The sequence below is a fragment of the Sanguibacter suaedae genome (assembly GCF_016342785.1).
Classification (GTDB): Bacteria; Actinomycetota; Actinomycetes; order Actinomycetales; family Cellulomonadaceae; genus Sanguibacter; species Sanguibacter suaedae.
In genome coordinates this window covers 131,698-157,931 of the sequence record NZ_JAEINH010000003.1, presented here as the reverse complement: position 1 = coordinate 157,931, position 26,234 = coordinate 131,698, and the positions used below count along the sequence as shown (strand labels likewise).

The window sequence follows — 26,234 nt, the reverse complement described above, 5'->3', positions numbered from 1 at the left end:
CCTGGGTGCGTGCGCCGGCCCCTGACCCGCGGGCGCGGGGCGGCGGGGCCCGGGGATCCTCTCGGCCCCCGTGCCACGTCGAGGACGGCGACAACGTCACGGAACCGACCTTGAGAACCCGCCTCCACCTCGCGTGCGAAGCGGTCCGAAGCATGCCGCACGGAGGAACAGATGAGCTCGACCCAGCAGCAGCGCGAGGCTGACGTGAGCAGCCCGCGCCGCCACGACTCGGCCCGGGTCTCGCACGCCCGCGACTTCGGCCGAGGGTTCTTCGCCAAGCTCGCCATCATGGGTCTCGTCGACGCCCTGGGCGTCTACGTGGTCATCACCGCCTTCACCGTCGGGTCGACGGTCATCGCGTGGAGCATGGTCGCGCTCCTCCTCGTCGCGAACGTCGTGTACTTCACGCGACGCGCGCTTCCCATGAAGTACCTGCTGCCAGGGCTCGCGTTCCTCTTCGTCTACCAGGTCTTCACCATCGGCTACACCGGCTATGTCGCATTCACCAACTACGGCGACGGCCACAACGGCACCAAGGACCAGGCGGTCGCGGCGCTCCTCGCCCAGAACGAGAAGAGGGTCGAGGGGTCCGCCGCCTACCCGCTGGCGGTCGTCTCAAACGGTGACGAGCTGGGCTTCGCCATCGTCGACGGCGACGACGTCCGTGCCGGAACGGCTCAGGACCCGCTGTCCGTCGTGGACGCCGAGGTCTCGGACGGTGTCATCACCGCGGTGGACGGGTTCGAGCTGCTCGACCGTCAGAGCGTCCTCGCGGAGCAGGCCACGGTGGCCTCCTTGCGGGTGGCGTTCGGCGACGACCCCGCTGCCGGGTCGATCCGCACCCAGGACGGGCGCAACGGCTACGTCTACACCTCGATCCTCCGGTACGACGAGGACGCGGACACCATGACGAACGCCGAGACCGGCGTCGTCTACGCAGAGAACGACCATGGCCAGTTCGAGTCGGCCGAGGGTGAGAAGCTCAACGTCGGGTGGCGTGTGTTCACGGGTCTGGACAACATCAGGACCGCCTTCGGTGACGAGCGGTACTCCGTGCCCTTCCTCAAGGTCCTCGTGTGGACCTTCGCCTTCGCGATCCTCTCCGTCGCGGGGACCTTCCTCCTCGGCCTCTTCTTCGCCGTGGTCCTCAACGACCCGCGGCTGAAGTACCAGCGGCTCATGCGCTCGCTGCTGATCCTCCCGTACGCCTTCCCCGCCTTCATGTCGTTCCTGCTCTGGCGCGGGATGCTCAACACCAAGTACGGGTTCATCAACGACACGTTGCTCGGCGGCATGGACATCAACTGGCTGGGAGACCCGGTGCTCGCCCGGCTCGCGGTCCTCGCCGTGCAGATGTGGGTGGGTTTCCCCTACATGTTCCTCATCGCCACGGGCGCGCTCCAGGCGATCCCGGCGGAGACCATCGAGGCGGCCAAGATCGACGGTGCCGGTCCGCTGCGGATCTGGCGCTCGGTGACGATGCCGCTGCTCCTCGTCGCGGTCACGCCGCTGCTCATCGCGTCGTTCTCGTTTAACTTCAACAACTTCAACATCATCGAGATGCTCACCGAGGGAGGGCCGATGTTCCGGGACGCCTCGGTGCCGATCGGCTCGACGGACATCCTCATCACGATGGTGTACTCGATCTCGGGCCTGGACGGAGGAGCCCCCAAGAACTACGGGCTCGCCAGCGCCCTGTCGATCATCATCTTCCTGATCGTCGCCACGATCTCGGTGATCAGCTTCAAGAAGTCGCGCACGCTCGAGGAGATCAACTGACATGGCGACCACCGCTGAAGCACAGTCCGCCCCGTCGTCCACCCGCGTCCGCGCGGCCCGGCGCCGTTGGTGGCGGGAGGTCGGATGGCGCTACGTCGTCGGCGTCCTCGCCATCGTGTACGCGGGCTTCCCGATCCTCTACATCGTGTCGGCGTCGGTCTCCGACGGTGGGACGCTCACCGGGTCGACGGCGCTGTTCTCGACCTTCACGATGGACAACTACGTGGCGCTCGGGGAAACCCGCTTCTGGACCTGGGTGGTCAACACGTTGGTCATCGGCAGCATCACGGCGGTCGGCACGGTCCTCATGGGCGCTGCGGCTGCGTACGCCTTCTCGCGGTTCCGCTTCTCGGGACGCCGCGTCGGCCTGACGAGCCTGCTCGTCATCCAGATGTTCCCGCAGGTGCTGGCCTTCGTGGCGGTGTTCCTCCTGCTCCTGAGCCTCGGCCAGGTGGTGCCGATCCTCGGTCTGAACTCACGGGTCGCGCTCATCATGGTGTACCTCGGCGGTGCGCTCGGGGTGAACACGTTCCTCATGTACGGGTTCTTCAACACGATCCCCAAGGAGATCGACGAGGCCGCGAAGATCGACGGTGCGTCGCACGCGCAGATCTTCTGGACGATCATCCTGCGCCTCGTCGCACCCATCCTGGCGGTCGTGGCGCTCCTGTCGTTCGTGTCGACGTTCTCGGACTTCCTCCTGGCGAAGCTCATCCTGCAGTCGGAGGAGAACTGGACGCTCGCGGTGGGTCTGTACCAGTGGGTCTCCGACCAGCTCTCCGCGAACTGGGGCCTCTTCGCCGCAGGGGCCGTGATCAGCGCGATCCCCGTCGTCGCGCTCTTCATCTTCCTGCAGAAGTACATCGTGTCCGGCCTCACGGCAGGGTCCGTCAAGGGATGACCACGTCCACCATGGAGCACCTCCTCGGTGAGCCGCACCACGACGGGTCCGCGCTGTACGTCTCGGACGCCACCCCGACGCTGGGGGACACGGTCACGGTCCGTGTGCGCGTCCCGCTCGGGTGCACCGAGCGAAGGGTGCACGTGCGGGTCGTGCGCGACGGCGAGCCGCGCGTGTCGCCGGCTCGGCTGGTGCGCACCACGGACGCGGACCGCTGGTACGAGGCGGACGTTCTCGTCCACAACCCCGTGACGTGCTACCGGTTCCTCCTCGACGAGCCCACCGGCTACCGGTGGCTCAACGGTCGGGGCGTGTTCTCTCGCGAGGTTCCCGACGCCGCAGACTTCCGCATCACCGTGCACGCACCGGCACCCGGGTGGCTCGGTGACGGGATCGTCTACCAGGTGTTCCCCGACCGCTTCGCCCGCGGCACCGAGCGCACGGAGATCCCCGACTGGGCAGAACCCGCGGCGTGGGACGACGAACCCGTCGGGTCCGGGCCGGGCGTCGGCTCGCAGCTGTACGGCGGGGACCTGCCGGGCATCGAGCAGCACCTCGACCACCTCGAGGACCTCGGGGTCGGCACCCTCTACCTCACGCCGGTGTTCCCGGGGCGCTCCAACCACCGGTACGACGCGTCGACGTTCGACCACGTCGACCCGCTCCTCGGGGGCGACGAGGCCCTCGCCTCCCTCTCGCGGGCGGTGCACGCCCGCGGCATGCGGATCATGGGGGACATCACCACCAACCACACGGGCGACGGGCACGAGTGGTTCCGCCGCGCCCGCGCCGACCGGTCGTGCACCGAGGCGTCCTTCTACTACTGGACGGACGGTGAGCCCGGGTACGTCGGGTGGCTCGAGCACGCGTCGCTGCCCAAGCTCGACTACTCGGCCCCCGCCCTCGCCGAACGCATGATCGACGGGCGCGGATCCGTCATCGGACGCTGGCTCGCCGAGCCCTACGCCCTCGACGGGTGGCGCGTCGACGTCGCGAACATGACCGGCCGGTACGCCGACCAGGACCGCACCCACGACGTCGCCCGCACCGTCCGCCGGACGATGCTCGACATCAACCCGGACTCCGTCCTCGTCGCCGAGCACTTCCACGACTCCGGCGCCGACATGATGGGCGACGGCTGGCACGCCAACATGAACTACTCGGCGTTCACGCGCCCCGTGTGGTCGTGGCTCGTCGACCCCGAGAACGACGTGCCCGCGCTCGGCCTGCCCGCGCGCCTCGCCCGTCGGTCCGGGCGGGACATGGTCGCCACCATGCGCGACTTCGACGCCGTCGTCCCCTGGAAGGTCCTCGCCACCCAGTGGAACATGCTCGGCTCCCACGACACCCCACGACTGCGCACCCTCGTCGGCTCCCCGGCAATGGTCGAGGTCGCCGCAGGACTCCTCCTCACCTACCCGGGAACGCCCGTCGTGTTCGCCGGCGACGAGATCGGCGCCGAGGGCGTCAACGGAGAGCACGCCCGCACCACCATGCCCTGGGACCGCCCCGACCGCTGGGACGACCGGACCCTCGGCACGTACCGCGAGCTCGTCACGCTGCGCCGGTCCAGCACCGCCCTGCGCGACGGAGGGCTCCGCTGGGCGCTCGTCGAGGACGACGCCGTCGCCTACCTGAGGGAGACCGCCGACGAGACCGTCCTCGTGCTCGTCGCCCGCGCCCCGTGGACCGGGGCGACCCTGCCCCTCGCCGCCGACGCCGCCGAGAACCTCTACGGCGGGGCGGACCTCCACCCCGGCCCCGACGGCTGGTCGCTGCCGTCCGACGGGCCCACCGTGCAGGTCTGGCAGCTCACATGACCGCCCCCGACGGCCTGGTCCCGTACCGAGGACCCGGGCCGTCGGGGTGCGACCCACGAGGTCGCTAGGGTTGACCCGTGCCAACCGACCCGACCCCCAGCACCGACGGCTCCGGGTACACCCACGCCGACCGCCTGCGATGGGTCACCGAAGCCCCCAAGAGCAAGGCCCGCACACCCTTCGAGCGTGACCGCGCGCGCATCGTCCACTCCTCCGCGCTGCGCCGCCTCGGCGCCAAGACCCAGGTCATGGGCCCCGCCTCCGACGACTTCATCCGCACCCGCCTCACCCACACACTCGAGGTCGCCCAGGTGGGCCGCGAGCTCGGCAAGGCCCTCGGGTGCGACCCCGACGTCGTCGACACCGCCTGCCTCGCCCACGACCTCGGGCACCCACCCTTCGGTCACAACGGCGAACGGGCGCTCGCCGACCTCGCCTCGAGGATCGGGGGCTTCGAGGGCAACGCCCAGACCCTGCGGCTCCTCACCCGCCTCGAGGGCAAGGTGTTCGCCGACGACGGGCGCGCCGCGGGCCTCAACCTCACGCGTGCCAGCCTCGACGCCTCCGTGAAGTACCCCTGGGCGTACAACGAGGGCCCGCTTCGCCTCGACGGCCGCCCCACCCACAAGTTCGGCGTCTACTCCGACGACGTCCCCGTGTTCGAGTGGCTCCGTGAAGGCGCGCCCGACGGCGTGAAGTGCCTCGAGTCCCAGGTCATGGACCTCGCCGACGACATCTCCTACTCCGTCCACGACGTCGAGGACGGGATCGTCGGCGGACGGTTCGACCTCGCGGTCCTCGCGGCCGACGAGGAGCGCGCCCGCGTCATCGAGGCCGTCCAGACCTGGTACGGCCACCTCGTCTCGCCCGACGCGCTCCGAGCCGCCATCGACCGGCTCGACCGTGCAGGGCTCCTCGTCCAGGGCTTCGACGGGTCCCGCAGGGCGCTGGCCACCCTCAAGGACACGACGAGCCAGCTCATCGGGCGCTTCGCCAAGGCCGCGGAGAAGGCCACCCGCGCCGAGTACGGCGACGGCCCCCTCACCCGGTACGCAGCGACCCTCATCGTCCCCGACCACACCCTCGCGGAGATCCTCGTCCTCAAGGGCCTCGCCGTCGCCTACATCATGGCGCCCCGCGAGGCCGAACCCCTCTACATCTTCCAGCGGGAACTCATCGCCGACCTCGTCGAGGTCCTCGCCGACCGCGCCCCCATCGCCCTCGAGCCGGCGTTCGCCGTCGACTGGGCGGAGGCCGCCGACGATGCCGCCCGCCTGCGCGTGGTCATCGACCAGGTCGCCTCCCTCACCGACGTCAGCGCCGCCCAGTGGCACGCCCGCCTCGTCCAGCCCGGGCGCACCGACCGGTGACCCGCGGGTCCTCGCACTCCCGGGACGAGGCCTAGACTCGGGGCGTGGCAGGCCTCATCAAGCGCGAAGACGTCGACGCAGTCCGGGACAAGGCGCGCATCGAGGAGATCGTCGCCGAGCAGGTGACGCTCCGGTCCGCCGGTGTGGGTTCCATGAAGGGGCTCTGCCCCTTCCACGACGAGCGCTCGCCGTCGTTCCACGTGCGCCCGCAGGTGGGCCGCTGGCACTGCTTCGGGTGCAACGAGGGCGGCGACGTCATCTCCTTCGTGCAGAAGATCGACGGGCTGGGATTCACGGAGGCCGTCGAGCACCTCGCGTCGCGCGTGGGCGTCCAGCTGCGGTACGAGGAGGGCAGCGGGACGCGACGCGCGGAGGAGCCGGGCAAGCGGCAGCGCCTCGTCGAGGCGAACCGCATCGCCGGGGCGTTCTTCGCCGAGCAGCTCCTCAGCCCCGAGGGCGCTGCCGGGCGCACGTTCCTCGCGGAGCGCAGCTTCGACCGCGCCGACGCCGAGCACTTCGGGGTGGGGTACGCGCCCAAGGGCTGGGACAACCTCCTGAGGCACCTGCGGGGCAAGGGCTTCACGGAACCCGAGCTCCAGGCCTCCGGCCTCGTGAGCCAGGGCAACCGCGGTGTCTACGACCGGTTCCGTGGCCGCCTCATCTGGCCCATCCGCGACGTCACCGGCGAGATCATCGGGTTCGGCGCCCGCAGGCTCTACGACGACGACCAGGGTCCCAAGTACCTCAACACCCCCGAGACGGCGCTCTACAAGAAGTCCCAGGTGCTCTACGGCATCGACCTCGCCAAGCGGGACATCGCGAAGACCAAGCAGGTCGTGGTCGTCGAGGGCTACACCGACGTCATGGCGGCCCACCTGTCCGGGGTGACGACGGCCGTCGCGACGTGCGGGACGGCCTTCGGGTCCGACCACGTGCGGTTCGTCCGACGCCTCGTCGGCGACACGAGCGCCGGGGGAGGCGTGCGGCTCGCCGGCGGCGGGTCCCAGGGCGGGGAGATCATCTTCACCTTCGACGGTGACGCCGCCGGCCAGAAGGCCGCGATGCGCGCCTTCGGCGAGGACCAGAAGTTCTACGCCCAGACCTTCGTGGCCGTCGAGCCCTCGGGGATGGACCCGTGCGAGCTCCGCCAGGCCCGCGGGCCCCAGGCCGTCCAGGCGCTCGTGGCCGGACGCCAGCCGCTGTTCGAGTTCGTCGTGCGCACCACCCTCGCGTCCTTCGACCTCGAGACCGCAGAGGGGCGCGTCTCGGCGCTGCGCGCGGCAGCCCCCGTCGTCGCGGGGATCCGCGACACCGCGCTGCGCCCCGAGTACGCCCGGATGCTTGCCGGGTGGCTCGGGATGGACGGCGAGTCCGTGCGCCGGGCCGTCCAGGACGCCGGCCGCGGCGGGGGAGCGGCAGGGCCTGGTGGTGGAGGGCAGGGACCGGCCAGGACGACGCGCCCTGCGGGGGGCCGGGACGACGCCGGGGATCGCGGGCAGGTGCCTGCCGCGGAGTCCACCGGGTTCGCGCGGCCCACGCAGAACGACCCCATCGCCCGCCTCGAGCGACAGACCCTCGAGGCCATCCTCCAGTACCCGCACCTCCTCCCCGCGGACAAGGTCGACGAGCTCCCCGGTGACGCGTTCACCGTCCCGGCGTGGCGCGCCGTGCACGAGGCCGTCCGAGCCGCCGGTGGGCTCACAGGGGCGCTCCAGGCCCCGGACGGGCACTGGGTGGGCGCCGTGTGCGAGGAGGCGTCTGAGCCCGTCGTCGCGCTGGTCAACGAGCTCGCGGTCGCGCCCATGCCCGAGGACCGTCCGAACGCCATCGAGGACTACGTCCGAGGCGTCGTCCGGGCGTTCCTCGAGCTGGGCATCACCCGGAAGATCGGGAACGCGAAGAGCCGCCTCCAGCGGACGGACCCCGTGAACGACGCCGAGGCCTATCAGCAGGCCTTCGCCGACCTCCTCGCCCTCGAGCAGGAACGACGCGAGCTCCGGGAGAACGGCGGGCGGTGACGCGCACCACCCGCCGCGCCGCCTCGGAGGTCACGGGACGAGCGAGAGGGGCCCGAACGTGCGAAAGGCCCCGCCGAAGCGGGGCCTTTCTGCGGTTCTCATGTGCTCCCGCGACTGGACTCGAACCAGTGACCGTCCGATTAACAGTCGGATGCTCTGCCAACTGAGCTACGCGGGATCGACCGGAGAAAACTCTATCAGGCTTGGACGGGTGCTCCTGACGCCGAGGACAATCTGGACACGGCCGCGCGGATCAGAGGGGCCGCGGTCGTGCTCGTCGGGTCGGTCCCCGGGTCCGCGACCACCTGGACGAAGAGGTCTCCCTCGGGCGCGCGACGCACCGCGACCCTCGCCGCGCCGTCGGGCAGCCGCACCGTCTCGCTGAGGACGACGGACCACTGGACGCGTTCGCGGAACACCCGGACGAAGGTCGTCCGGCGCGGGTCCGCGACGTGCAGCGCGGTCGTCGGGGACCGGTCCACCCAGTCCACCTCGACCGTGTCCGACTCAGGGTCCCAGCGGCCCCTGTCCACGTCGCACCACGGGCGGCGGCGGATGTCGCCCGTGGTGGCGAGCACCAGGTGGTGACGGGTGGCCACCGCCCAGGAGCCGTCGTCGAGCAGCGCCTGGCTGACGACGGGGTCGTCGGTACGCAGGTCGAGCGAGCGCCGGACGTCGGCCGGGAGGGGGTCCTTGCGGGTGAACCAGCTCATCCGGCCACCGTAGCGCCCCGTGCTAGGCGACGAGGGTCAGGGGGATCGCGCCGACGGACACCAGCGCCATGACCTGCTCCGCGACGTGGCGGGAGTGCGACGCGCCGACCCAGTCGCAGCCGGCGCACTTCTGGGTGGGCTCCGCGGAGAAGCGGAACCACGGCGAACCGCCCGGGGCGATGAGCGCGGGACGATGAGCCTCCACAGCGGAGGTGAGAGCGTCGAGCGTCGGCGAGTCCTGATCGACGAGGACGTCGAGGTCGCGAGGGTGCGTCTGGAGATCCGTGGCGGTCATGGCGAGTCCTTCAGGTCGGCGGGAGTCAGGGGTCGGTCAGGACGAGACGAGCAGGCTGGAGGTGTCGAGCGCCGCCTCGGCGCGCAAGGCTGCGCGGACGTAGCCGGGGGGCAGGACGCTGACCCGGGCCCGGGCGGGCACCCTCGTCCTCGTGCGCGGGGAGAGCGTCGGGACGGTAGGAGCCGGGTGGCTGCTGCTGTCGGCGCGGCCGAGGGTCTCCGCGGCACGGCGGGCGACGAGAGCCTCGGCGACGAGCTCGGTGCGGTGCGTGTTGGTGAGGCCCTCGATCCCGAAGGTGGCGGCCTCGGTCGAGGTTCCCAGGAGAGCACCGCACCGGCATGACACGGTGCCGTCGGCGGCGGGTGACTGCTCGTGGTGGCCCGTGAGGGCGGCACGGATGGTCGAGCCCTCCGCGCTGTAGGCGATCGAGGTCCGGTCCGTGCGGGGCTGCTGCGTGGTCATCGTGACCTCCTGGGATCCTGGCTCTACGGGTTCTGCTGGACGGTCCGGCCGGGACGTCACCGGGGTGGATCCCGGCGCTCCGAACCGACGCACCTGCCTTATCGGCGGACAAATCGCCCTCGTGAGGATTTCGACGCAGATTCAAGTACCGAGGTTCAGCGGACGCCCGCGCCACGCCGACCACCTCCCGGGGGAGACGCTGCGGAGGACCAGGTCACGCCCCGGTAGGCTGTCCCCGCGGGCCAGTAGCTCAGCCGGTCAGAGCAGCGGACTCATAATCCGTCGGTCGTGGGTTCAAGCCCCACCTGGCCTACCGCGCATGTCGGAGGTCGGTCGTCGGGCGCATCCGCTCGTGCCTCGTCGCTCGCCGCGCGCTCAGGTCCCTGACCTGCGAGGATCGTCGGATGAACCGATCTTCCGCCTCGTCCTCTGCCAGCTCCCTGGGTGACTCGAAGGCGCTGCGTGTCGTCGCACGCGGTGGCTACGCGGTCAGCGGCGTCCTGCACATCGTCGTCGGGTGGATCGCCATGAACATCGCGTTGGGTGGCAGCAGCGGGGAGGACGCGGACCAGACCGGTGCTCTCGCGCAGATCGCCGAGACGTCGTGGGGCCCGGCGTTCCTGTGGTTCGCGGTCGTGGCACTCGTCGCCCTCGCGCTGTGGCAGGTGACGGAGGCCATCGCCGGTGGCACGGACCCGGACCCGAGCAAGCGGACCATGGCGCGCGTCAAGGCGGCGGCGAAGGCCGTCGCCTACGGCGCCATCGCCGTCATCGCCTGGAACATCGTCACCGGCAGCGCCAGCGGGAGCGGTGAGACCCTCACGCGCACGCTCATGGAGTCGACGGTGGGTCGCGTCCTGGTCGCAGCGGTGGGTGTCGGGATCCTCGCGGTCGGCGGTTACCACGTCTACAAGGGCGTCACCAAGAAGTTCGAGGAGGACCTCGCCGGCGGGACGGGAGGCGACCTCGGCAAGGGTGTCGTCGCCGCAGGCGTCGCGGGGTACGTCGGCAAGGGCGCCGCGCTCGGCGTCGTCGGCGTCCTGTTCGTCGTCGGGGCGCTCCAGTCCGATCCCGAGAAGGCCACCGGTCTCGACGTCGCGCTCCGGTCCCTCGCGGATCTGCCCTACGGGAAGGTCCTCCTCGGTCTCGTCGCGGTCGGCCTCGCCGCCTACGGTGTCTACTCCTTCGCCCGGGCTCGCTACGCGAAGATGTGACGTTCGCCGTCCCGCTCGGAACGAGCGGGACGGCTGGTCGTGGAAGAATATCCCCATGGCTATGAGAGAGATCCGCGTCATCCCCGACCCCGTGCTCCGCACCCCGTGCGACGAGATCACCAGGGTCGACGACCGGGTCAGGAGCCTCGTCGAGGACCTCGTCGAGACCGTCGACCACGACGGTCGGGCCGGCCTCGCCGCCAACCAGATCGGTGTGAGCCTGCGGGCCTTCTCCTGGAACATCGACGACGAGGTGGGCTACGTGCTCAACCCCAGGATCGTCGAGCTCTCCGAGGACGAGTACCAGGACGGCGACGAGGGCTGCCTCTCGGTGCCCGGCCTCTGGTACGCCACGAAGCGCGCTTGGTACGCCCGCGTCGAGGGGGTCGACCTCGACGGGAACACCGTGGTCGTCGAGGGAACCGAGCTCATGGCGCGCTGCCTCCAGCACGAGGTGGACCACCTCGACGGCTACCTCTACCTGGACCGCCTCGAGAAGTCGGTCCGCAAGAAGGCGATGCGGGAGCTCCGCGAGTCCCTCTGACCGGACCCGCAGGTCCCTCCACACGTTTCACCCGCTAGGACCACCGATCTCGGTGGCCTCCTCCTAGCACGTGGTGCATGATGTGGACCAGCAGTACAGAAAACCGTGACACGCATGTGACTCACCTGGTGATGAGGTCGTTGGGGAAGACGAATCTCAACCTGGGAGGGACAACATGGCTGGTGCAATCACCCGCGGTGTACTTTTCGTGCACTCGTCTCCACGAGCGCTCTGCCCGCACATGGAGTGGGCAGCCGGCAACGTCCTTGGCGCGCCGGTGACGTTCGAGTGGACCGAGCAGCCTGCCGCGCCCGGACTCTTCCGGGCGGAGTACTCGTGGCAGGGTCAGCAGGGCACTGGCTCGCGCCTCGCATCAGCGCTCCGCGGGTGGACGCACCTGCGCTACGAGGTCACCGAGGAGGCGAGCTACGGCGCGGACGGCTCACGCTGGAGCCACACGCCCGAGCTCGGGATCTTCCATGCCGCGACCGACGTGCACGGCAACATCGTCGTCCCTGAGGACCGCGTCCGAGCCGCCATGGAGCACAGCCACGACCCGCGCCGGATGCGCGACGAGCTCCACCTCGCCCTCGGCCAGGCCTGGGACGACGAGCTCGAGCCCTTCCGGTACGCCGGGGCAGGCGCCCCCGTGAGGTGGCTGCACCGCGTCGGGTGAGCGCACGCCGCCTCTGTCCCGTCGCTTGAGGTCGTGACCGTGCGCGGCGCCCCCGGGAGAGTCGTCCGAGAACGACGAAGGGCTGACCGCGAGGTCAGCCCTTCGTCGTCGCACCAGGGACGGGACGGCGTCAGCCTGCGTGGATCGTCGGCACCCCGCTCAGGCGTTCGTCACGACGAGCGCCACGTTGTGTCCGCCGAAGCCGAACGAGTTGTTGATTGCGGCGATGTCGCCCTCGGGCAGCGCCCGAGGGGTGTCCCGGACGAGGTCGAGGGTGAGCTCGGGGTCCGGGTCGGTGACGTTGATGGTCGGGGGAGCGGTCCGGTGGTGCACTGCGAGGACGGTGAAGATCGTCTCGAGCGCCCCGGCCCCACCGAGGAGGTGACCGGTCATCGACTTGGTCGCCGAGAGCGCCACCTGGTCGGCGTCCGCCCCCAGGACCGAGCTCACGGACCGGGCCTCGATGAGGTCACCCACGACGGTGGACGTGGCGTGCGCGTTGACGTGGACGACGCTCGCGCTCGTCGTCCCGGCGTCCTCCAGCGCTGCCTGCATCGCACGGACCTGGCCGGAACCCGTGGGCTCCGGGGACGTGATGTGGTAGCCGTCGGCGGTCAGGCCGAGGCCGGAGACCTTGGCGTACACCCGGGCAGAACGGGCGGCCGCGTGCTCGGCGGCCTCGAGGACGACGACACCGGCGCCCTCACCGATGACGAACCCGTCACGTGCCTGGTCGTACGGGCGCGACGCGCCGGCCGGGTCGTCGTTGCGCAGGGACAGGGTGCGCGACGCGGCGAAGGCGGAGATGGGCATGGGGTGGATGGTCGCCTCGGTGCCGCCGGCGATGACGACGTCGGCGCGGCCGGAACGGATCATCTCGACCCCGTAGGCGATGGCCTCCGCACCTGACGCGCAGGCGGACACGAGGGCGTGCGCCCCGGCGCGGGCCCCGAACTCGAGGGAGACGTAGGCGGTGGGGGAGTTCGGCATGAGCATGGGGACGGTCATGGGGAGCACGCGTCGCGCGCCCTTCTCCTTGAGGGTGTCCCAGGCGTCGAGCGTGGTCCAGATCCCGCCGATGCCGGACGACACGACTGTCCCGAGCCGGTCACCGTCCATCTCGGGTGCGCCCGCGTCGGCCCAGGCCTCGCGCGCGGCGATCATCGCGTACTGCGCGGAGGGGTCCATGCGCTTCATCTCGGGCCGGGGGAGGACCTCCTCCGGCGCGACCCGGATGGTCGCCGCGAAGCTCACGGGCATCCCGTACCGCTCCGCCCAGTCGTTCTCGAGGGGCCGTGCTCCGGACTCGCCGGCGAGCGCGGCGTTCCAGGTGGACGGCACGTCCCCGCCGAGCGGCGTGGTGGCTCCGAGTCCGGTGATGACGACGTCGCGAACGTTCGGCATGTGTGCTCCTGGGCGTGTGTGCGGATGAGGCGACGGCGGGCGCCCGGGTGCGGGGCGCCCGCCGTGTCGTCGAGCTGGGGGCCTGGTCAGGCCTGCGCGCCCGTGATGAAGTTCACGGCGTCGCCGACGGTGGTGAGGTTCTTGACCTCGTCGTCGGGGATGGTGACGCCGAACTTGTCCTCGGCGTGCGTGACGATCGTCATCATCGACAGGGAGTCGATGTCGAGGTCGTCCGTGAACGACTTCTCGGAGGTGACGGAGTCGGCGGGGAGGCCGGTCTCCTCGGCGACGATCTCGGCGAGGCCTGCGAGGACGTCCTCAGCGGTGTGAGCCATGGGGGTATCTCCTTGTGTTGGGTGCGCCGCACCAGCGGCGCCGTGGACGTACGGGGGAAACTTACGGCAGAACGACGACCTGAGCCGCATAGACGAGCCCGGCTCCGAAGCCGATCTGCAGAGCGACGTCGCCGGAGCTCGCCTGGCCCTCGCGGAGCAGGCGCTCCGCGGCGAGCGGGATCGACGCGGCAGAGGTGTTGCCGGTGTCGGCGATGTCGCGGCCGACGACGACCGTGTCGGGCAGCTTGAGCTGCTTGACGAACTGGTCGATGATCCGCATGTTCGCCTGGTGGGGCAGGAACACCTGGATGTCGTCCGCGGTCACCCCGGCTGCGTCGAGGGCCTCCTGCGCGATCTTGGGCATCTGGAAGCTCGCCCACTTGAAGACGGGCTGCCCTTCCTGCCGCAGGGTCGGCCACCCGAGCTCCGGGTTCTCCTTGAGGTCGCTCCACGCGTGGGTCTGGCGGATGGTCTGCGCCTTGGACCCGTCGGAGCCCCAGATCGTCGGTCCGATGCCCGGCGTGTCGGAGGGCCCGACGACCGCGGCACCGGCCCCGTCGCCGAGGAGGAAGGAGATGGACCGGTCCGTGGGGTCGATGAAGTCGCTCATCTTCTCGGCGCCGACGACGAGCACGTGGCGTGCCGTCCCGGAGCGGACGAGCGCGTCGGCCTGGCCGATGCCGTACGAGTAGCCGGCGCAGGCCGCGGAGATGTCGAACGCTGCGGCAGGTGTCGCGCCGATGCGGTCGGCGACGAGCGCTGCGGCGGACGGCGTCTGGTGGAAGTACGTGACCGTCGAGACGATGACGGCGTCGATCTCGGCTGCGCCGATGCCCGCGGCCGAGATGGCCTTGAGGGCGGCGGCGACCGAGAGGTCGACCACGTCCGTCCCCGGGTCGGCGCGCCGGCGTGTGATGATCCCGGTCCGCTGCCGGATCCACTCGTCGGAGGAGTCGATGGGCCCGGCGATGTCGTCGTTCGTCACGACGTTCGCGCCCCGCTCGGCACCGATCCCCAGGATCCGGGAGAACTGCGGTCCGGTGGACTGCTTGAGACGAGGGCTCACGAGGACGCTCCTTCCGTTGCGGCAGGGGCGTCGCCCGCGGCCGACGAGTGCCGGGCGACGAGGTCCCGTGCCGCGTCGAGGTCGGCCGGGGACTTCACGGCGACGGTCTCGACCCCGGGCATCGCGCGTCGGGCCAGCCCCGTGAGGACGCCGCCGGGCGCGAGCTCGAGGAGACCGGTGACGCCGAGCGCCACGAGCTGCTCCTGGCAGAGGTCCCACCGGACGGGAGCGACGATCTGCTCGGCGAGCCTCCTGAGGACGTCGCTCCGCGAGCCGTGCGCGGCGCCCGAGACCGTGGCGTAGGTGGCGCCGTCCGCGTTCGACAGGAGGGTGAGGCGAGGGTCGGACGCGTCCCAGGCCTCGGCGACGGGCTGGAAGACCTCGACCGCGGACTCCATGAAGGGCGTGTGGAACGCGCCGGCAACCTGGAGCGGGATGACGCGCGATTTCGCCGGGGGGTTCGCCGCGAGGTGCGCCAGGCCTTCGGGAGAGCCCGCGGCGACGACCTGGCCTGTGCTGTTGACGTTCGCCGGGTAGAGCCCGGACGTCTCGATCGCCGTGAGCACGTCCTCCGGGGTGCCCCCGACGACGGCGCTCATCCCGGTGGGGGTCGCCGCGGCGGCCTCGGCCATCGACGCCGCGCGGCGGCTCACGAGTGCCACCGCCCCGGCGTCGGTGAAGACACCTGCGACCGCTGCCGCGGCGAACTCGCCCACGGAGTGGCCGGCGGTGACATCGACGACCTGCTCGGCGGGTCGGTCCCCGAGGATCGCGCGGAGGGCGACGAGCGACGCCGACACGATGAGGGGCTGGGCGACCGCGGTGTCGCGGATCGTGTCCGCGTCGGACGTCGTGCCGTGAGCGGTGAGGTCGATCCCCGACGCGTCGGCGAAGGACGAGAGCTGCTCTGGCACGCCCGGCAGCTCGAGCCAGGGGGTGAGCATTCCGGGGGACTGGGAGCCCTGTCCAGGGCAGACGACGGCAAGCACGGTACTACTGTGCCCGACGCGCGCGGGGGGGAGGGCGTCACGACCCGCACGAAGTGTCACCGGTGTGATTGTCGACAACCTACAACGGGTGGTCCTCAGTGGGCCGCAGGGAGACGGCCCACGGCCAGCGCGACCTGCAGGACGTACGACTCGCGCGCGTCGAGCGGGTCCCACCCCGTGAGCTCGGCGACCTTCCGCAGACGGTAGCGGACCGTGTTCGGGTGGACGTAGAGGTCACGCGCGGCGGCCTCGAGCGACCGGCCGGTCGACAGGTACGCGGAGAGCGTCTCCAGGACGGCGCCCGTCGCCGACTCGAGCGGCGCGAAGGCCTGCCGGACGAGGGTGCGACGCGCCTCGGAGTCACCGATGAGGACGCGCTCCGGGAGCAGCTCGTCCGCGAGCACCGGTCGGGGTGCGCCCGGCCACGCTGGCGCCGCCTCGAGCCCTGCCAGCGCTGCCGCGGCGGACCGCGGGGCGTCGTCGAGGTTGTCCATGGTGGGTCCGATGATCACGGGTCCCGGGCCGAACCTGTGCAGCAGCGCCACGGCGGCCGCCTCGAGGTCGCCCTCGCCACCGAGGACCAGGACGATCCGGTCGCCCTGGATGCCCACCAGGGCGTCCTCCGCCGCGCGCCGGGTCGCGCGCCGGAGCTCCGCGGCGCGCACCTCGTCGAGCGGCGACGTCGTCGTCCCCACCATGACGAGCACCGATCCGCGACCGCTCCATCCGAGCGCCGAGACGCGGGAGCGCAACGAGTTGTCGTCGTCCCCGCGGATGATCGCGTCGACGACGAGGGCCTCGAGGCGCGCGTCCCACGCGCCGCGGACCTCGGCTGCGCGGGCGTACACCTCGGCTGCCGAGAAGGCGACCTCGCGCGAGTACCGCAGGACCGCCTCGCGCAGGTCACGCTCACCACCGGGGACGGCCAGCTGGTCGCTGTGCGTCTCGACGACCTCCACGACGATGCGCACGAGCTGGAGCGTGTGCTGCAGCGAGATGGACCGCGTGAGGTCGGTGGGCGCCGCGGAGAAGATCTCTCCGACGCCGTGCGGCGGCACCGCGGGGTCCGCGTACCAGGTGACGAATGCCGTGATTCCCGACTGCGCGACGAGCCCAACCCACGAGCGGTCCTCCGCGGGGAGGCTGCGGTACCACGGGAGCTCCTCGTCGAGCCGGCGGAGGGCCGCGGCCGCGAGGAGCCCGCTCCCGTCGCGCACCCTCTGAAGGTTCGCCGGGGATCCGGGCGGGGTCGCGGTGGCGCCGTGGGGGCGCGGCCGGGCAGGAACCATGGACCGAGCATACGGCGTCGCTTGTGGGGAACTGACAAAAGACGGCGCCTCGGATCGTGGCGCCCCCGGAGAACATTCCGGACACACAGGCGGTGTGTGACGCCATCAGAGGCTATCGTCGGAACATGGCACTCATGCCCAGACTCCGTCAGCTCATGCGCCGCACCACGTCGGCTTCAACGATCGGCGCACGCCGTCCCACGACCGGCGAGCGCCGCGGCGACACCCTCCACGAGGATGCGCTGCGTGCCATGCTCGTCGACGACCCGAACAACATCAGGGCTTTCCAGGCCCTCTCCGAGGTGGTGCGACGCCGCGCCTCCGAGGGCACGCAGGTGGACGACCCGCTCTCCGCCCCGGTGGACGAGCACGAGAAGCAGCGCGCCGCGGACCTCGCCGCCTGGTCGCTCGGCGAGGAGCTCGCCGGCAACCCCCGGGCGTGGTACCCGCTCATCGAGCTCGCGCGGCTGTCGCTGCACGACGACCAGGACGCCGCCATCCGCCGGCTCGCGACGGCCGCCGACCGCGACCCGACGGGCGAGGCGCTCACCGAGGCCATCGCCGTCCTCCGCGACGCAGGGCTCGCCGTCGAGGCGCTCGGCCTCGGTGTCGGCCACTGGCGCGCCAAGGAGCACGTCCCGTCGGCGGGCCAGCAGGTGGTCCGTGCCGCGCTCGACGCGGACCGGGTGCTCGAGGCGAAGCACCACCTCGAGTCGCTCCAGCTCCACCCGGACTCCAAGGCGGTCGCGGTGATGAGCGCGGAGCTCCGGGCGCAGATCGCGCAGGCCGAGCAGCACATGTCCGGCACCTGACGAACGGACGCGCCGCACGACAGAGGCCCTGGCCCACCGGATCCGGTGGGCCAGGGCCTCTGTCGTCATGTCAGGATGGCGTCAGGCGTCGCCGCCCGCGGTGCCCGACGTCCCGGCGTTCACGTCGTGGATCCGGTACTTCTCGATGGCTCGTGCGGCCGCGTCGGCGGGCACCTCTCCACGCTTGGCGAGCTGCTGGAGGACCCGCACGACGACCGACGGGCCGTCGATCTTGAAGTAGCGGCGTGCAGCCGCGCGCGTGTCGGAGAACCCGAACCCGTCGGCACCGAGCACCGCGTAGTCGCCCGGGATCCACTGACGGACCTGGTCGGGGACGAGGTGGTCGAAGTCGCTCGTCGCGACGAACGGCCCCTGCGCGTCCTTGAGCTTCGTGGTGAGGTACGCCTCCCGAACCTCCTCCTCCGGGTGGAGGAAGTTGTGCTGCTCGGCGGCCAGGCCGTCGCGGCGCAGCTCGTTCCAGCTGGTGACGGACCAGACGTCGGCCTGGACGCCCCAGTCGTCGGCGAGGAGCTGCTTGGCCTCGAGCGCCCACGGGACACCGACGCCGGACGCGAGGATCTGCGCCTTGGGGCCGTCCCCCTCGGACACGGCGACGCGGTGGATCCCGCGGAGGATCCCGTCCACGTCGACGTCCTCGGGCTCGGCGGGCTGGACCATGGGCTCGTTGTACACCGTGAGGTAGTACATGACGTCCTGGTCACGCGACTCGTCGGACCCGTACATGCGCTGGATGCCGTCACGGATGATGTGGCGGATCTCGTAGCCGTAGGCGGGGTCGTACTGCACGATCGCCGTGTTGGTCCCGGCGAGCAGCGGGGAGTGCCCGTCCGCGTGCTGGAGACCTTCCCCGGTGAGCGTGGTGCGTCCCGCCGTGGCGCCGATGATGAACCCGCGCGTGAGCTGGTCGCCCGCCGCCCAGAACTGGTCACCGGTGCGCTGGAACCCGAACATCGAGTAGAAGATGTAGAAGGGGACCATCACCTCGCCCTGCGTGGCGTAGGACGTGCCGACGGACTGGAACGCAGCGGCGGAGCCGGCCTCGTTGATGCCGGTGTGCATGATCTGACCCTGCTCGGACTCCTTGTAGGAGAGCATGAGCTCGCGGTCCACCGCCAGGTAGTTCTGCCCCAGGGTGTTGAAGATCTTGGCGCTCGGGAAGATCGCGTCGAGACCGAAGGTGCGGGCCTCGTCGGGGATGATCGGCACGATGCGCTTGCCGAACTCCTTGTCCTTGATGAGGTCCTTGAGGAGCCGGACGAACGCCATGGTGGTGGCGACCTCCTGCTGCCCCGAGCCCTTCTTGAGGATCTCGTAGGTCTTCTCCCCGGGCAGCGTCACCTCGGTGGGCGTCGAGCGACGCTCGGGGACGAACCCGCCGAGCGCGCGACGACGGTCGAGCATGTACTTGATCTCGGGCGCGTCCATCCCCGGGTGGTAGTACGGGGGCAGGTACGGGTCCGCCTCGAGCTCCTCGTCCGTGATCGGGATGTGGAGGGTGTCGCGGAGCACCTTGAGGTCGGCGAGCGCGACCTTCTTCATCTGGTGCGTGGAGTTGCGTCCTGCGAAGCCGGAGCCCAGCCCGTAGCCCTTGATGGTGTGCGCGAGGATGACGGTCGGCTGACCGGTGTGCGCCTCCGCGGCGGCGTACGCGGCGTAGAGCTTGCGGTAGTCGTGGCCACCGCGCTTGAGCGCCCAGATCTCGTCGTCGGTCATCTTCTCGACGAGCTGCTTGGTCCGCGGGTCCCGGCCGAAGAAGTGCTCGCGGACGAACGCACCGTCGTTGGCCTTGTACGTCTGGTAGTCACCGTCGGGCGTGGAGCCCATGAGGTTGACGAGCGCACGGTCCTTGTCGGCGTTGAGCAGGACGTCCCACTCGCGGCCCCAGATGACCTTGATGACGTTCCAGCCCGCTCCGCGGAAGAAGGCCTCGAGCTCCTGGATGATCTTGCCGTTGCCGCGCACCGGGCCGTCGAGGCGCTGGAGGTTGCAGTTGACGACGAAGTTGAGGTTGTCGAGCTGCTGCTGCCCGGCGAGCTGGAGCATGCCGCGGCTCTCGGGCTCGTCCATCTCGCCGTCGCCGAGGAACGCCCAGACGTTCTGCTGGCTGGTGTCCTTGATCCCACGGTTGTGGAGGTACTTGTTGGTCCACGCCTGGTAGATCGCGGACGCGGGGCCGAGGCCCATGGAGACGGTGGGGAACTCCCAGAAGTCCGGCATCTGGCGCGGGTGCGGGTAGGACGGCAGACCGCCACCGGCGTGCGAGTGCTCCTGGCGGAACCCGTCGAGCTGGTCCGCAGAGAGGCGGCCCTCGAGGAACGCGCGGGAGTACACGCCGGGGGACGCGTGCCCCTGGAAGTAGATCTGGTCGCCGCCGCCCGGGTGGTCCTTGCCGCGGAAGAAGTGGTTGAGGCCCACCTCGTAGAGGGTGGCGACCGAGGCGTAGGAGGAGATGTGCCCGCCGACGCTGATCTCCGGACGCTGGGCCCGGGTCACCATGACCGCAGCGTTCCAGCGGTTCCAGCTGCGGTACCGGCGCTCGAGCGCCTCGTCGCCGGGGAAGTACGGCTCCTCGTGGACACCGATCGTGTTCACGTAGGGGGTGTTGATGGACGTCGGGATGGCGACGTTGCGCTCCCGCGCCCGCTTGAGCAGGTTGAGCAGGACGTAGCGGGCACGGGGGCCGCCACGGTCGTCGATCAGTCCGTCCAGGGACTCGACCCATTCACTCGTCTCAGAGGGGTCGATGTCGGGGACCTGGCTGAGCAGACCGTTGATCAACGGCCCTCTCTCGTCATGCGTTGCCACCTGCAACCTCACATCGTGTCCAGAGCATTGCGGGGCGCTGTGCCCCATCGCTCGCCTCGGCCGGTCGACGCGCCCTGCCCCGTTCGTGTGCGGTGCGCAAAGGCTTCGTCAAATCCGGTACTTCTGACCATTCTCATCGTACGGGCGACGTGAAAGCCACCCGCGGGCAGTCCCGGAGGACGTGACCTTCGTGACACCCGCAGGATTCCAACGATCCCATGCTCATCACGGGTCTGCGTGATGAGCCGGGGCTTGGACGGTCGGTGGCCGAGGGCCGGTCGTCGGGCGACAGGATGGCTGTGCTCTCGGGGGCGCGTCAGTCGGATCACCCGGCGTTTCACGGCGGATTGGGCACGCGACGTGGCGCGCGGTGGGCTACGTTTGCGACCATTGACCAATCCGGCGCAGGACTGCGTCGGTCCGTGACGCCGAAGGGAAGAACATCACCGTGGTAGCGACCACTGAGCCGCAGGACGCCGACCGCCTCGGCTTCAGCTCCGGCAACGTCGTCCAGGAGTTCGGGTGGGCTGACGACACCGACGAGGACCTGCGCGAGGCCATCGAGGAGATCACCGGCACGGAGCTGGTGGACGAGGACTACGACGACGTCACCGACGGTGTGATCGTGTGGTGGCGCGAGGGCGACGGCGACCTGACCGACATGCTCGTGGACGTGCAGACCGTCCTCGACGACGGCGGCCTCATCTGGATCTTCACGCTCAAGCCGGGCCGCGACGGCCACGTGGGCCACAGCGACATCCAGGAGGCGTCCACGACGGCCGGCCTCCACGCCACGAGCACGTTCTCCATCGCCCCCGACTGGTCGGCCACGAAGCTCGGCACCCGCGGCCGCGGTCGCTGACCGTGCCGGGCGCGCTCGCCGTCGGCGACGCCGCGCCGGGCTTCGACCTGGTCGACACCCACGGGACGCCGGTGCACCTCGCCGATCTGCGGGGCGCCCCGGTGCTCCTCGTCTTCTTCCCCTTCGCGTTCTCCCGCACGTGTACGGACGAGCTCCGCGACCTGCGTGACGCGGCAGCGGACCTCGACGCCGCTGGTGCGTCGGTCCTCGCGGTGTCGTGCGACCCGATGTTCGCGCTCAAGGCGTGGGCCGAGGACGAGGGGTTCAGGTTCCCCCTCCTGTCGGACTTCTGGCCGCACGGGCAGGTCGCCCGGCGCTACGGGGTCCTCGACGAGACCGACGGGCACGCCCTGCGCGGGAGTTTCCTGATCGATGCGGCCGGGAACCTCGTGTGGTCGACCGTGGTGGGGCGCTCGGACCGTCGGGACATCGCCGCGCACAGGGCGGCGCTCACGCTCCTGTGAGCCGGGACGGCGTCGGGCGGGGCGTCGCGACCGGGTACGCTGTGTGCGCCCGTTCCGGGGCCTGTAGCTCAGTTGGTTAGAGCGCCACGCTTACACCGTGGATGTCGGGGGTTCGAGTCCCTCCGGGCCCACAAGTTGGCGACGCTGTGAGCGTGAGAAGAGGCGATCCCCGTGTGGGACATCCCGGTGCACCACGATCCAGGGGTTCGCGACCAGGTCGCGCGCTGGCAGGTGCTGCGGAAGGCCGGGGCGGCGACGTGGGACCACCTGCGGGGCGGCTCCGGGCCCCCGGAGTACGCACCCCTCGTCCGGACGCTCGTGGAGGCGGGGCACAGCCCGGACGTGGTCGACGATCCCGAGCACGACGTCGCGCAGCAGAGCCTGCGCCAGCACGCGGGTGCCTGGTCGGACGACGAGGCGGCCGCCGCGTTCGTCGCTGGGCTGTGGTCGGCTCCAGCGGCCTGGCGGTCAGCGTTGCCGGGTCTCCTCGTCGCACGGGCCATGCCCGTCCACCCGCTCGTCCCGTGGAACGAGGACGCGTCGCTGTGCGAGGTCTGCGGCTTCCGGGCGGGGCCGGTGCAGCTCGTGGACGAGTGGGCCTCCCGTCTCACGGAGGGCACGCCGCTCGACGGTGAGCCGTCGGCGTACGGGCGGACGCTCGCCTGGCTCGGCCGGGGGCGGCCCGGCCCGACCGAGCACGACCGGTGGGCGCTGGGAGCCGTCCTCGAGGTCCTGGCCACCGTGCCGGACGGGACCCGCTACGCCGCGGCGGCGAAGGCGATCGCAGCGGCGGGGGTCCTGCGCAGCAGACGTGCTGCGGTGGCTGTGCTGGAGGACCTCGCGCTGGTCGGTGTCCTCGCCCGACCGGACCGCCCAGGCATGGTCGAACGGTTCACCACCTACCGGGAACGCGATCAGCGGCCCACGGTGCGCGTGGAGGTGCAGGCGCCGTTGGCGTGGTGGGACACCACCGTCGGTGACCACGGTGTCAGACGGGACCTGTTCGACGGCCTCTTCGGTGGGCTCGACGTCCCGGCGGTGTCCCTCGACGGACCACGACCGACCCCGTCCCCGGCGGCGAAGGACACCATCGACGGAGGTCTGGCCGGTCGGGCGCAGGCGCTCGCACCCAGGGCGCCGCGAATCTCTGCGTCCGTCGGTGCGGGCCCTCCCGCACCGGGCGACGTGTGGGCGGTGCGGGTCCTGCCGGGCCGCTGGGTGACCCTGTACGTGCACGAGGTCGCAGACCGAGGCGGACGCCCCTACGCGCGGACCGAGTTCCTCGCCGGCGTCCATCCAGCCCTCCCTGAGCTCGAGGACGTGTCCGGGACGGTGCAGCCGCGAGCAGACGGTCGTGCGCCCACCTGGGCGCACTCCTTGGGCACGACGTCCTGGACGCGACGCATCGGCCAGGTCGTGCCGGTCCCGGCCGCGGACCGGTCGCTGCCCGACGGTGGGAGCTGGGTGGCCGCCAAGGAGCTCCGCCACCTGAGCGGCTGGCACTTCCCGGACGCCTGACGGTCGGGACCCGGATCGGTGGTCCGCTGTCCAGGGGCAGGGATCAGGTGTTGCGGCCCGAGGACGGAGGAGTCCACGACCGGAACGTGCGCGACGCTCGGACGAGGAGCGTCGGAGCGACCGTGCGCAGAGCGACGTCCCTCGATCCAGCCAGCAGGGGGTTCGAGATCTGCCCGACCCGACCGGCTGCGCGTGATCGTGCGGCGAGCGCTCGGGTCCGACGGCGTCGATGAGCGTCGTAGCGGGCGAGACCGCTCTCCAGGTCGTCGGGACCTGTGGCGTCGCGGAGGACGACGACGAGCGTCGCTGCGTCCTCGATGGCTTGCCCCGCGCCTTGTCCGAGGTCCGGGGTCATGGCGTGGGCGGCGTCCCCGAGGAGCACGGTCCTGTCCCTGACGAAGGCCCGCAGAGGGCGTCGCAGGTCGTGGACGTCGTGCCGCAGCACGCGGGTGTGCGGGGTCGCGTCGATGCACTGGCCGACCGGGTGGTGCCAGCCGGCGAACAGGGCGCGGGCACGGGCACGCTCGTCAGGCGCCCGGGTCCCCTCCGGCTCGTCGTGCGTGGCGAACCAGTACACCCGACCGTCGCCCAGCGGGACGATGCCGAACCGGCGCCCGCGCCCCCACGTCTCACCGGCTGCGCCTGCGAGGTCGACCGGCTCTTCCGTGACCCCCCGCCACGCGGCGTACCCGGCATAGCGCAGACCCGTGTCGAGACCGAGGCGTGCGCGGCCCGCGCTGCGGATCCCGTCCGCGACGACGACCAGGTCGTAGGCCGCCTCCCGGGCTGCCAGGGCGAGGACCGGCGAACCGTCGGGGGAGGGGTGAGCCTCGGTGCCTGCGACGAGCGACCCGGGCCGGAGGGCCGAGACGAGCGCGTCGTGCAGGTCGTTGCGGTGCACGGTCCGCGCCGTGGCGACGGCGCGCGGGGGGACCGTCGTGAGCCACCGACCGGAGGGGGAGCGCTGGCCGGTGCGCATCCTGGTGATGCGATCGTCGCTCACGGCGCGGACGGTTCCGCCGAGCCCGACAGTGTCCAGGGCGTCGAACGCGTTCCCGAAGAGCGTCAGACCTGCGCCGACGGCCCCAGGCGCGTCGCGCCGCTCGTAGACGGTGACGTCGTGCCCGTCGCGCTGGAGCCCGGTTGCGGCGACCAGGCCTCCGACACCTGCTCCGACGACCGCGATCCGCACGCTCGGCGTCAGCGGTCGACGACGAGGAGGACGTTGCCGTCGAGGTCCTTGGCGGAGAAGTAGCGGCAGATGTCGCGGTCGCCGCGGATCGCGGTCTCGACGAGCCCGCGTTCCTCGAGGGCGGCGTAGGTGGCATCGACGTCGTCGACGACGAAGTTGCACGTCGCCCACGTCAGACCCGGCTGGGCGGAGATGCCGCTCGCGGGTCCCATGAGCGTGAGCCGCTGGGACCCGACGAAGAGGACGGCCGAGTGCTCGGAGACGGTCGCGATGTCGAGGCCGAGGACCTCCCGGTACCACTCGGCGGCGATCTGCGGCGAGGTGACGGGGACGAAGGCTGTTCCGATGGCATGAGCGGGCACGGGAGCATCGTGCCACGTCGTGACCGACCGTGGGTAGGTCGCAGGTCCGTCGCCGTCCGGTGGCTGAAACGCTTAAGCGCCTGCCTCCGAGGTCGTCGTGGGGCGATCCTGGGCCAGGGCGTCACCCGCCGGGGGTGGGCCGATCGAGGGAAGGCGAATCATGTACGCACTCCGAGCACCCTGGGCCCGAGCGACCGCGGCAGCGGCTGCCGTCGCCCTCACGACGGCAGGCCTCCTCGGAGGTGCCGCCGCGTCGGCGTCGACGCCCACGGCCGTCGGGACGGCTGCCGAGGACGACGCCGTCCGGATCATGCCTCTCGGTGACTCCATCACCGGGTCCCCGGGGTGCTGGAGGGCGCTGCTGTGGAACGAGCTCCAGGCGGCGGGGCACACGAACATCGACTTCGTCGGCACGCTGGGCCCGCAGGGGTGCGGGGTGGAGCACGACGGGGACAACGAGGGGCACGGTGGCTACCTCGCCACGAACATCGCCGCGCAGGGACAGCTCACTGGCTGGCTCGACGCGACGGACCCGGACGTCGTCATCATGCACCTGGGCACCAACGACGTGTGGAGCAACCTCCCGACGGAACAGATCCTCGGGGCGTACACGACGCTCGTCGCGCAGATGCGGGAGCACAACCCCGACGTCCAGGTGCTCGTCGCGCAGATCATCCCCGTCGACCCGCCCACCTGTGACGGGTGCGCGGCGCGGACCGTGGACCTCAACGAGGCGATCCCCGGGTGGGCGGCCGAGATCACGACTGCCACCTCGCCGGTGACGGTCGTCGACCACTGGACCGGGTGGGACGCCGCCGCCGACACGTCGGACGGCGTGCACCCCAACGGGTCGGGCACCGCGAAGATGGCGGAGAGCTGGTTCGGTCCGCTCGACGCCCTGCTCTCGGGACAGCCGGACCCGGACCCCACGCCCGACCCCACTCCTGACCCCACGCCCGACCCCGAGCCCACCCCGGACCCGACCACACCACCGACGGAGCCCGGTCGCTCCTGCGAGGCGGAGCTGCGGGTCGTCAGCTCGTGGCCCGGCGGTTTCCAGGGTGAGGTGCTCGTGACGAGCACCGGGTCGCAACCCGTGACGTCGTGGACGGTGTCGTGGGACTTCGCGGCCGGCCAGCAGGTCGCTCAGGGGTGGAACGCCACGGTGTCGCAGTCGGGTGCCGCGGTGAGCGCGAGCAATGCGGCGTGGAACGGCGCGGTCGCCCCCGGGTCGACGGCGACCGTCGGGTTCATCGGTTCGGGTGCACCCGCCGGGGTGGCGGGCCCGGTGGCCTGCGCCGCAGGCTGATCCCGCGACGACGA

24 protein-coding genes and 3 tRNA genes are annotated in these 26,234 nt (G+C 71.2%); 15 read left to right on the top strand and 12 right to left on the bottom strand.

Annotation, left to right across the window (positions count from 1 at the left end):
- The first annotated feature begins 171 nt into the window (after positions 1–171).
- The 5 genes from JAV76_RS04825 to dnaG all read left to right on the top strand — a co-directional run bounded on the left by JAV76_RS04825 (position 172) and on the right by dnaG (position 7,888).
- On the top strand, positions 172–1,779 hold the full coding sequence (locus tag JAV76_RS04825; protein ID WP_198732895.1) for an ABC transporter permease subunit: 1,608 nt from the start codon (positions 172–174) through the stop codon (positions 1,777–1,779).
- Position 1,780: 1 nt separating this feature from the next.
- On the top strand, positions 1,781–2,680 hold the full coding sequence (locus tag JAV76_RS04820; RefSeq protein ID WP_198732894.1) for a sugar ABC transporter permease: 900 nt from the start codon (positions 1,781–1,783) through the stop codon (positions 2,678–2,680).
- Positions 2,677–4,500 (top strand): glycoside hydrolase family 13 protein, encoded by a 1,824-nt coding sequence (locus tag JAV76_RS04815; RefSeq protein WP_198732893.1) that lies wholly within the window; start codon positions 2,677–2,679, stop codon positions 4,498–4,500. The genes JAV76_RS04820 and JAV76_RS04815 overlap by 4 nt, the downstream gene beginning before the upstream one ends.
- A gap of 77 nt (positions 4,501–4,577) precedes the next feature.
- On the top strand, positions 4,578–5,870 hold the full coding sequence (locus JAV76_RS04810; protein ID WP_198732892.1) for a deoxyguanosinetriphosphate triphosphohydrolase: 1,293 nt from the start codon (positions 4,578–4,580) through the stop codon (positions 5,868–5,870).
- 44 nt (positions 5,871–5,914) lie between these two features.
- On the top strand, positions 5,915–7,888 hold the full coding sequence (dnaG, locus tag JAV76_RS04805) for a DNA primase (RefSeq protein WP_198732891.1): 1,974 nt from the start codon (positions 5,915–5,917) through the stop codon (positions 7,886–7,888).
- Positions 7,889–7,993: 105 nt separating this feature from the next.
- Here the strand turns inward: dnaG and JAV76_RS04800 are convergent.
- The 4 genes from JAV76_RS04800 to JAV76_RS04785 form a co-directional block, all read right to left on the bottom strand.
- A tRNA-Asn gene (locus JAV76_RS04800) sits at positions 7,994–8,066 on the bottom strand.
- Between the two features lie 19 nt (positions 8,067–8,085).
- Entirely contained in the window at positions 8,086–8,601 is a 516-nt protein-coding gene (locus JAV76_RS04795) for a hypothetical protein (protein ID WP_198732890.1), read from the bottom strand.
- A 22-nt stretch (positions 8,602–8,623) separates the two neighbouring features.
- Positions 8,624–8,896, bottom strand: coding sequence for a hypothetical protein (locus JAV76_RS04790; RefSeq protein WP_198732889.1), 273 nt, complete (start codon positions 8,894–8,896; stop codon positions 8,624–8,626).
- A gap of 36 nt (positions 8,897–8,932) precedes the next feature.
- The gene (locus JAV76_RS04785; protein WP_198732888.1) at positions 8,933–9,358 is read right to left on the bottom strand and encodes a hypothetical protein; all 426 of its coding nucleotides are present in this window, start codon (positions 9,356–9,358) and stop codon (positions 8,933–8,935) included.
- A 239-nt stretch (positions 9,359–9,597) separates the two neighbouring features.
- On the opposite strand from JAV76_RS04785, the gene JAV76_RS04780 reads away from it, so the two are divergent.
- From JAV76_RS04780 to JAV76_RS04765, 4 genes are all read left to right on the top strand, one after another.
- A tRNA-Ile gene (locus JAV76_RS04780) sits at positions 9,598–9,671 on the top strand.
- A gap of 91 nt (positions 9,672–9,762) precedes the next feature.
- A complete protein-coding gene (locus tag JAV76_RS04775) occupies positions 9,763–10,572 on the top strand; it encodes a DUF1206 domain-containing protein (RefSeq protein WP_198732887.1) in 810 nt (269 codons plus the stop codon).
- A gap of 55 nt (positions 10,573–10,627) precedes the next feature.
- The gene (def, locus tag JAV76_RS04770) at positions 10,628–11,116 is read left to right on the top strand and encodes a peptide deformylase (protein ID WP_198732886.1); all 489 of its coding nucleotides are present in this window, start codon (positions 10,628–10,630) and stop codon (positions 11,114–11,116) included.
- Positions 11,117–11,291: 175 nt separating this feature from the next.
- Positions 11,292–11,792: a DUF3145 domain-containing protein gene (locus JAV76_RS04765; protein WP_198732885.1), complete on the top strand. Its 501-nt coding sequence runs from the start codon at positions 11,292–11,294 to the stop codon at positions 11,790–11,792.
- 159 nt (positions 11,793–11,951) lie between these two features.
- Here JAV76_RS04765 and JAV76_RS04760 read toward each other — a convergent pair whose 3' ends face one another.
- From JAV76_RS04760 to JAV76_RS04740, 5 genes are all read right to left on the bottom strand, one after another.
- Complete coding sequence (locus JAV76_RS04760; RefSeq protein ID WP_198732884.1) at positions 11,952–13,196, bottom strand: beta-ketoacyl-[acyl-carrier-protein] synthase family protein; 1,245 nt, start codon at positions 13,194–13,196, stop codon at positions 11,952–11,954.
- Positions 13,197–13,282: 86 nt separating this feature from the next.
- On the bottom strand, positions 13,283–13,531 hold the full coding sequence (locus tag JAV76_RS04755; RefSeq protein ID WP_198732883.1) for an acyl carrier protein: 249 nt from the start codon (positions 13,529–13,531) through the stop codon (positions 13,283–13,285).
- 61 nt (positions 13,532–13,592) lie between these two features.
- Positions 13,593–14,597, bottom strand: coding sequence for a beta-ketoacyl-ACP synthase III (locus JAV76_RS04750; protein ID WP_198732882.1), 1,005 nt, complete (start codon positions 14,595–14,597; stop codon positions 13,593–13,595).
- Positions 14,594–15,586 (bottom strand): ACP S-malonyltransferase, encoded by a 993-nt coding sequence (locus JAV76_RS04745; RefSeq protein WP_198732881.1) that lies wholly within the window; start codon positions 15,584–15,586, stop codon positions 14,594–14,596. Before JAV76_RS04745 ends, JAV76_RS04750 begins: the two co-directional genes overlap by 4 nt.
- 95 nt (positions 15,587–15,681) lie before the next feature.
- Complete coding sequence (locus JAV76_RS04740) at positions 15,682–16,875, bottom strand: PucR family transcriptional regulator (protein WP_198732880.1); 1,194 nt, start codon at positions 16,873–16,875, stop codon at positions 15,682–15,684.
- A gap of 134 nt (positions 16,876–17,009) precedes the next feature.
- Between JAV76_RS04740 and JAV76_RS04735 the strand changes: the two genes are divergently transcribed.
- A complete protein-coding gene (locus tag JAV76_RS04735; RefSeq protein ID WP_307843992.1) occupies positions 17,010–17,687 on the top strand; it encodes a hypothetical protein in 678 nt (225 codons plus the stop codon).
- An 81-nt stretch (positions 17,688–17,768) separates the two neighbouring features.
- On the opposite strand, the gene aceE is transcribed toward JAV76_RS04735, so the two are convergent.
- Positions 17,769–20,513, bottom strand: a complete 2,745-nt coding sequence (gene aceE, locus JAV76_RS04730; protein WP_198732878.1) for a pyruvate dehydrogenase (acetyl-transferring), homodimeric type — start codon at positions 20,511–20,513, stop codon at positions 17,769–17,771.
- Positions 20,514–20,961: 448 nt separating this feature from the next.
- On the opposite strand from aceE, the gene JAV76_RS04725 reads away from it, so the two are divergent.
- The 4 genes from JAV76_RS04725 (at position 20,962) to JAV76_RS04710 (ending at position 23,357) form a co-directional block, all read left to right on the top strand.
- Complete coding sequence (locus JAV76_RS04725) at positions 20,962–21,375, top strand: DUF3052 domain-containing protein (protein WP_198732877.1); 414 nt, start codon at positions 20,962–20,964, stop codon at positions 21,373–21,375.
- A 2-nt stretch (positions 21,376–21,377) separates the two neighbouring features.
- The gene (locus JAV76_RS04720) at positions 21,378–21,839 is read left to right on the top strand and encodes a redoxin domain-containing protein (protein WP_198732876.1); all 462 of its coding nucleotides are present in this window, start codon (positions 21,378–21,380) and stop codon (positions 21,837–21,839) included.
- Positions 21,840–21,896: 57 nt separating this feature from the next.
- A tRNA-Val gene (locus JAV76_RS04715) sits at positions 21,897–21,970 on the top strand.
- Positions 21,971–22,025: 55 nt separating this feature from the next.
- Positions 22,026–23,357, top strand: a complete 1,332-nt coding sequence (locus tag JAV76_RS04710) for a hypothetical protein (RefSeq protein WP_198732875.1) — start codon at positions 22,026–22,028, stop codon at positions 23,355–23,357.
- A 43-nt stretch (positions 23,358–23,400) separates the two neighbouring features.
- Here JAV76_RS04710 and JAV76_RS04705 read toward each other — a convergent pair whose 3' ends face one another.
- Positions 23,401–24,549, bottom strand: coding sequence for an FAD-dependent monooxygenase (locus JAV76_RS04705; protein ID WP_307843991.1), 1,149 nt, complete (start codon positions 24,547–24,549; stop codon positions 23,401–23,403).
- Positions 24,550–24,557: 8 nt separating this feature from the next.
- Positions 24,558–24,911, bottom strand: a complete 354-nt coding sequence (locus tag JAV76_RS04700; RefSeq protein ID WP_198732874.1) for a VOC family protein — start codon at positions 24,909–24,911, stop codon at positions 24,558–24,560.
- A gap of 160 nt (positions 24,912–25,071) precedes the next feature.
- On the opposite strand from JAV76_RS04700, the gene JAV76_RS04695 reads away from it, so the two are divergent.
- Positions 25,072–26,220 (top strand): cellulose binding domain-containing protein, encoded by a 1,149-nt coding sequence (locus JAV76_RS04695; protein ID WP_198732873.1) that lies wholly within the window; start codon positions 25,072–25,074, stop codon positions 26,218–26,220.
- Positions 26,221–26,234 lie beyond the last annotated feature (14 nt).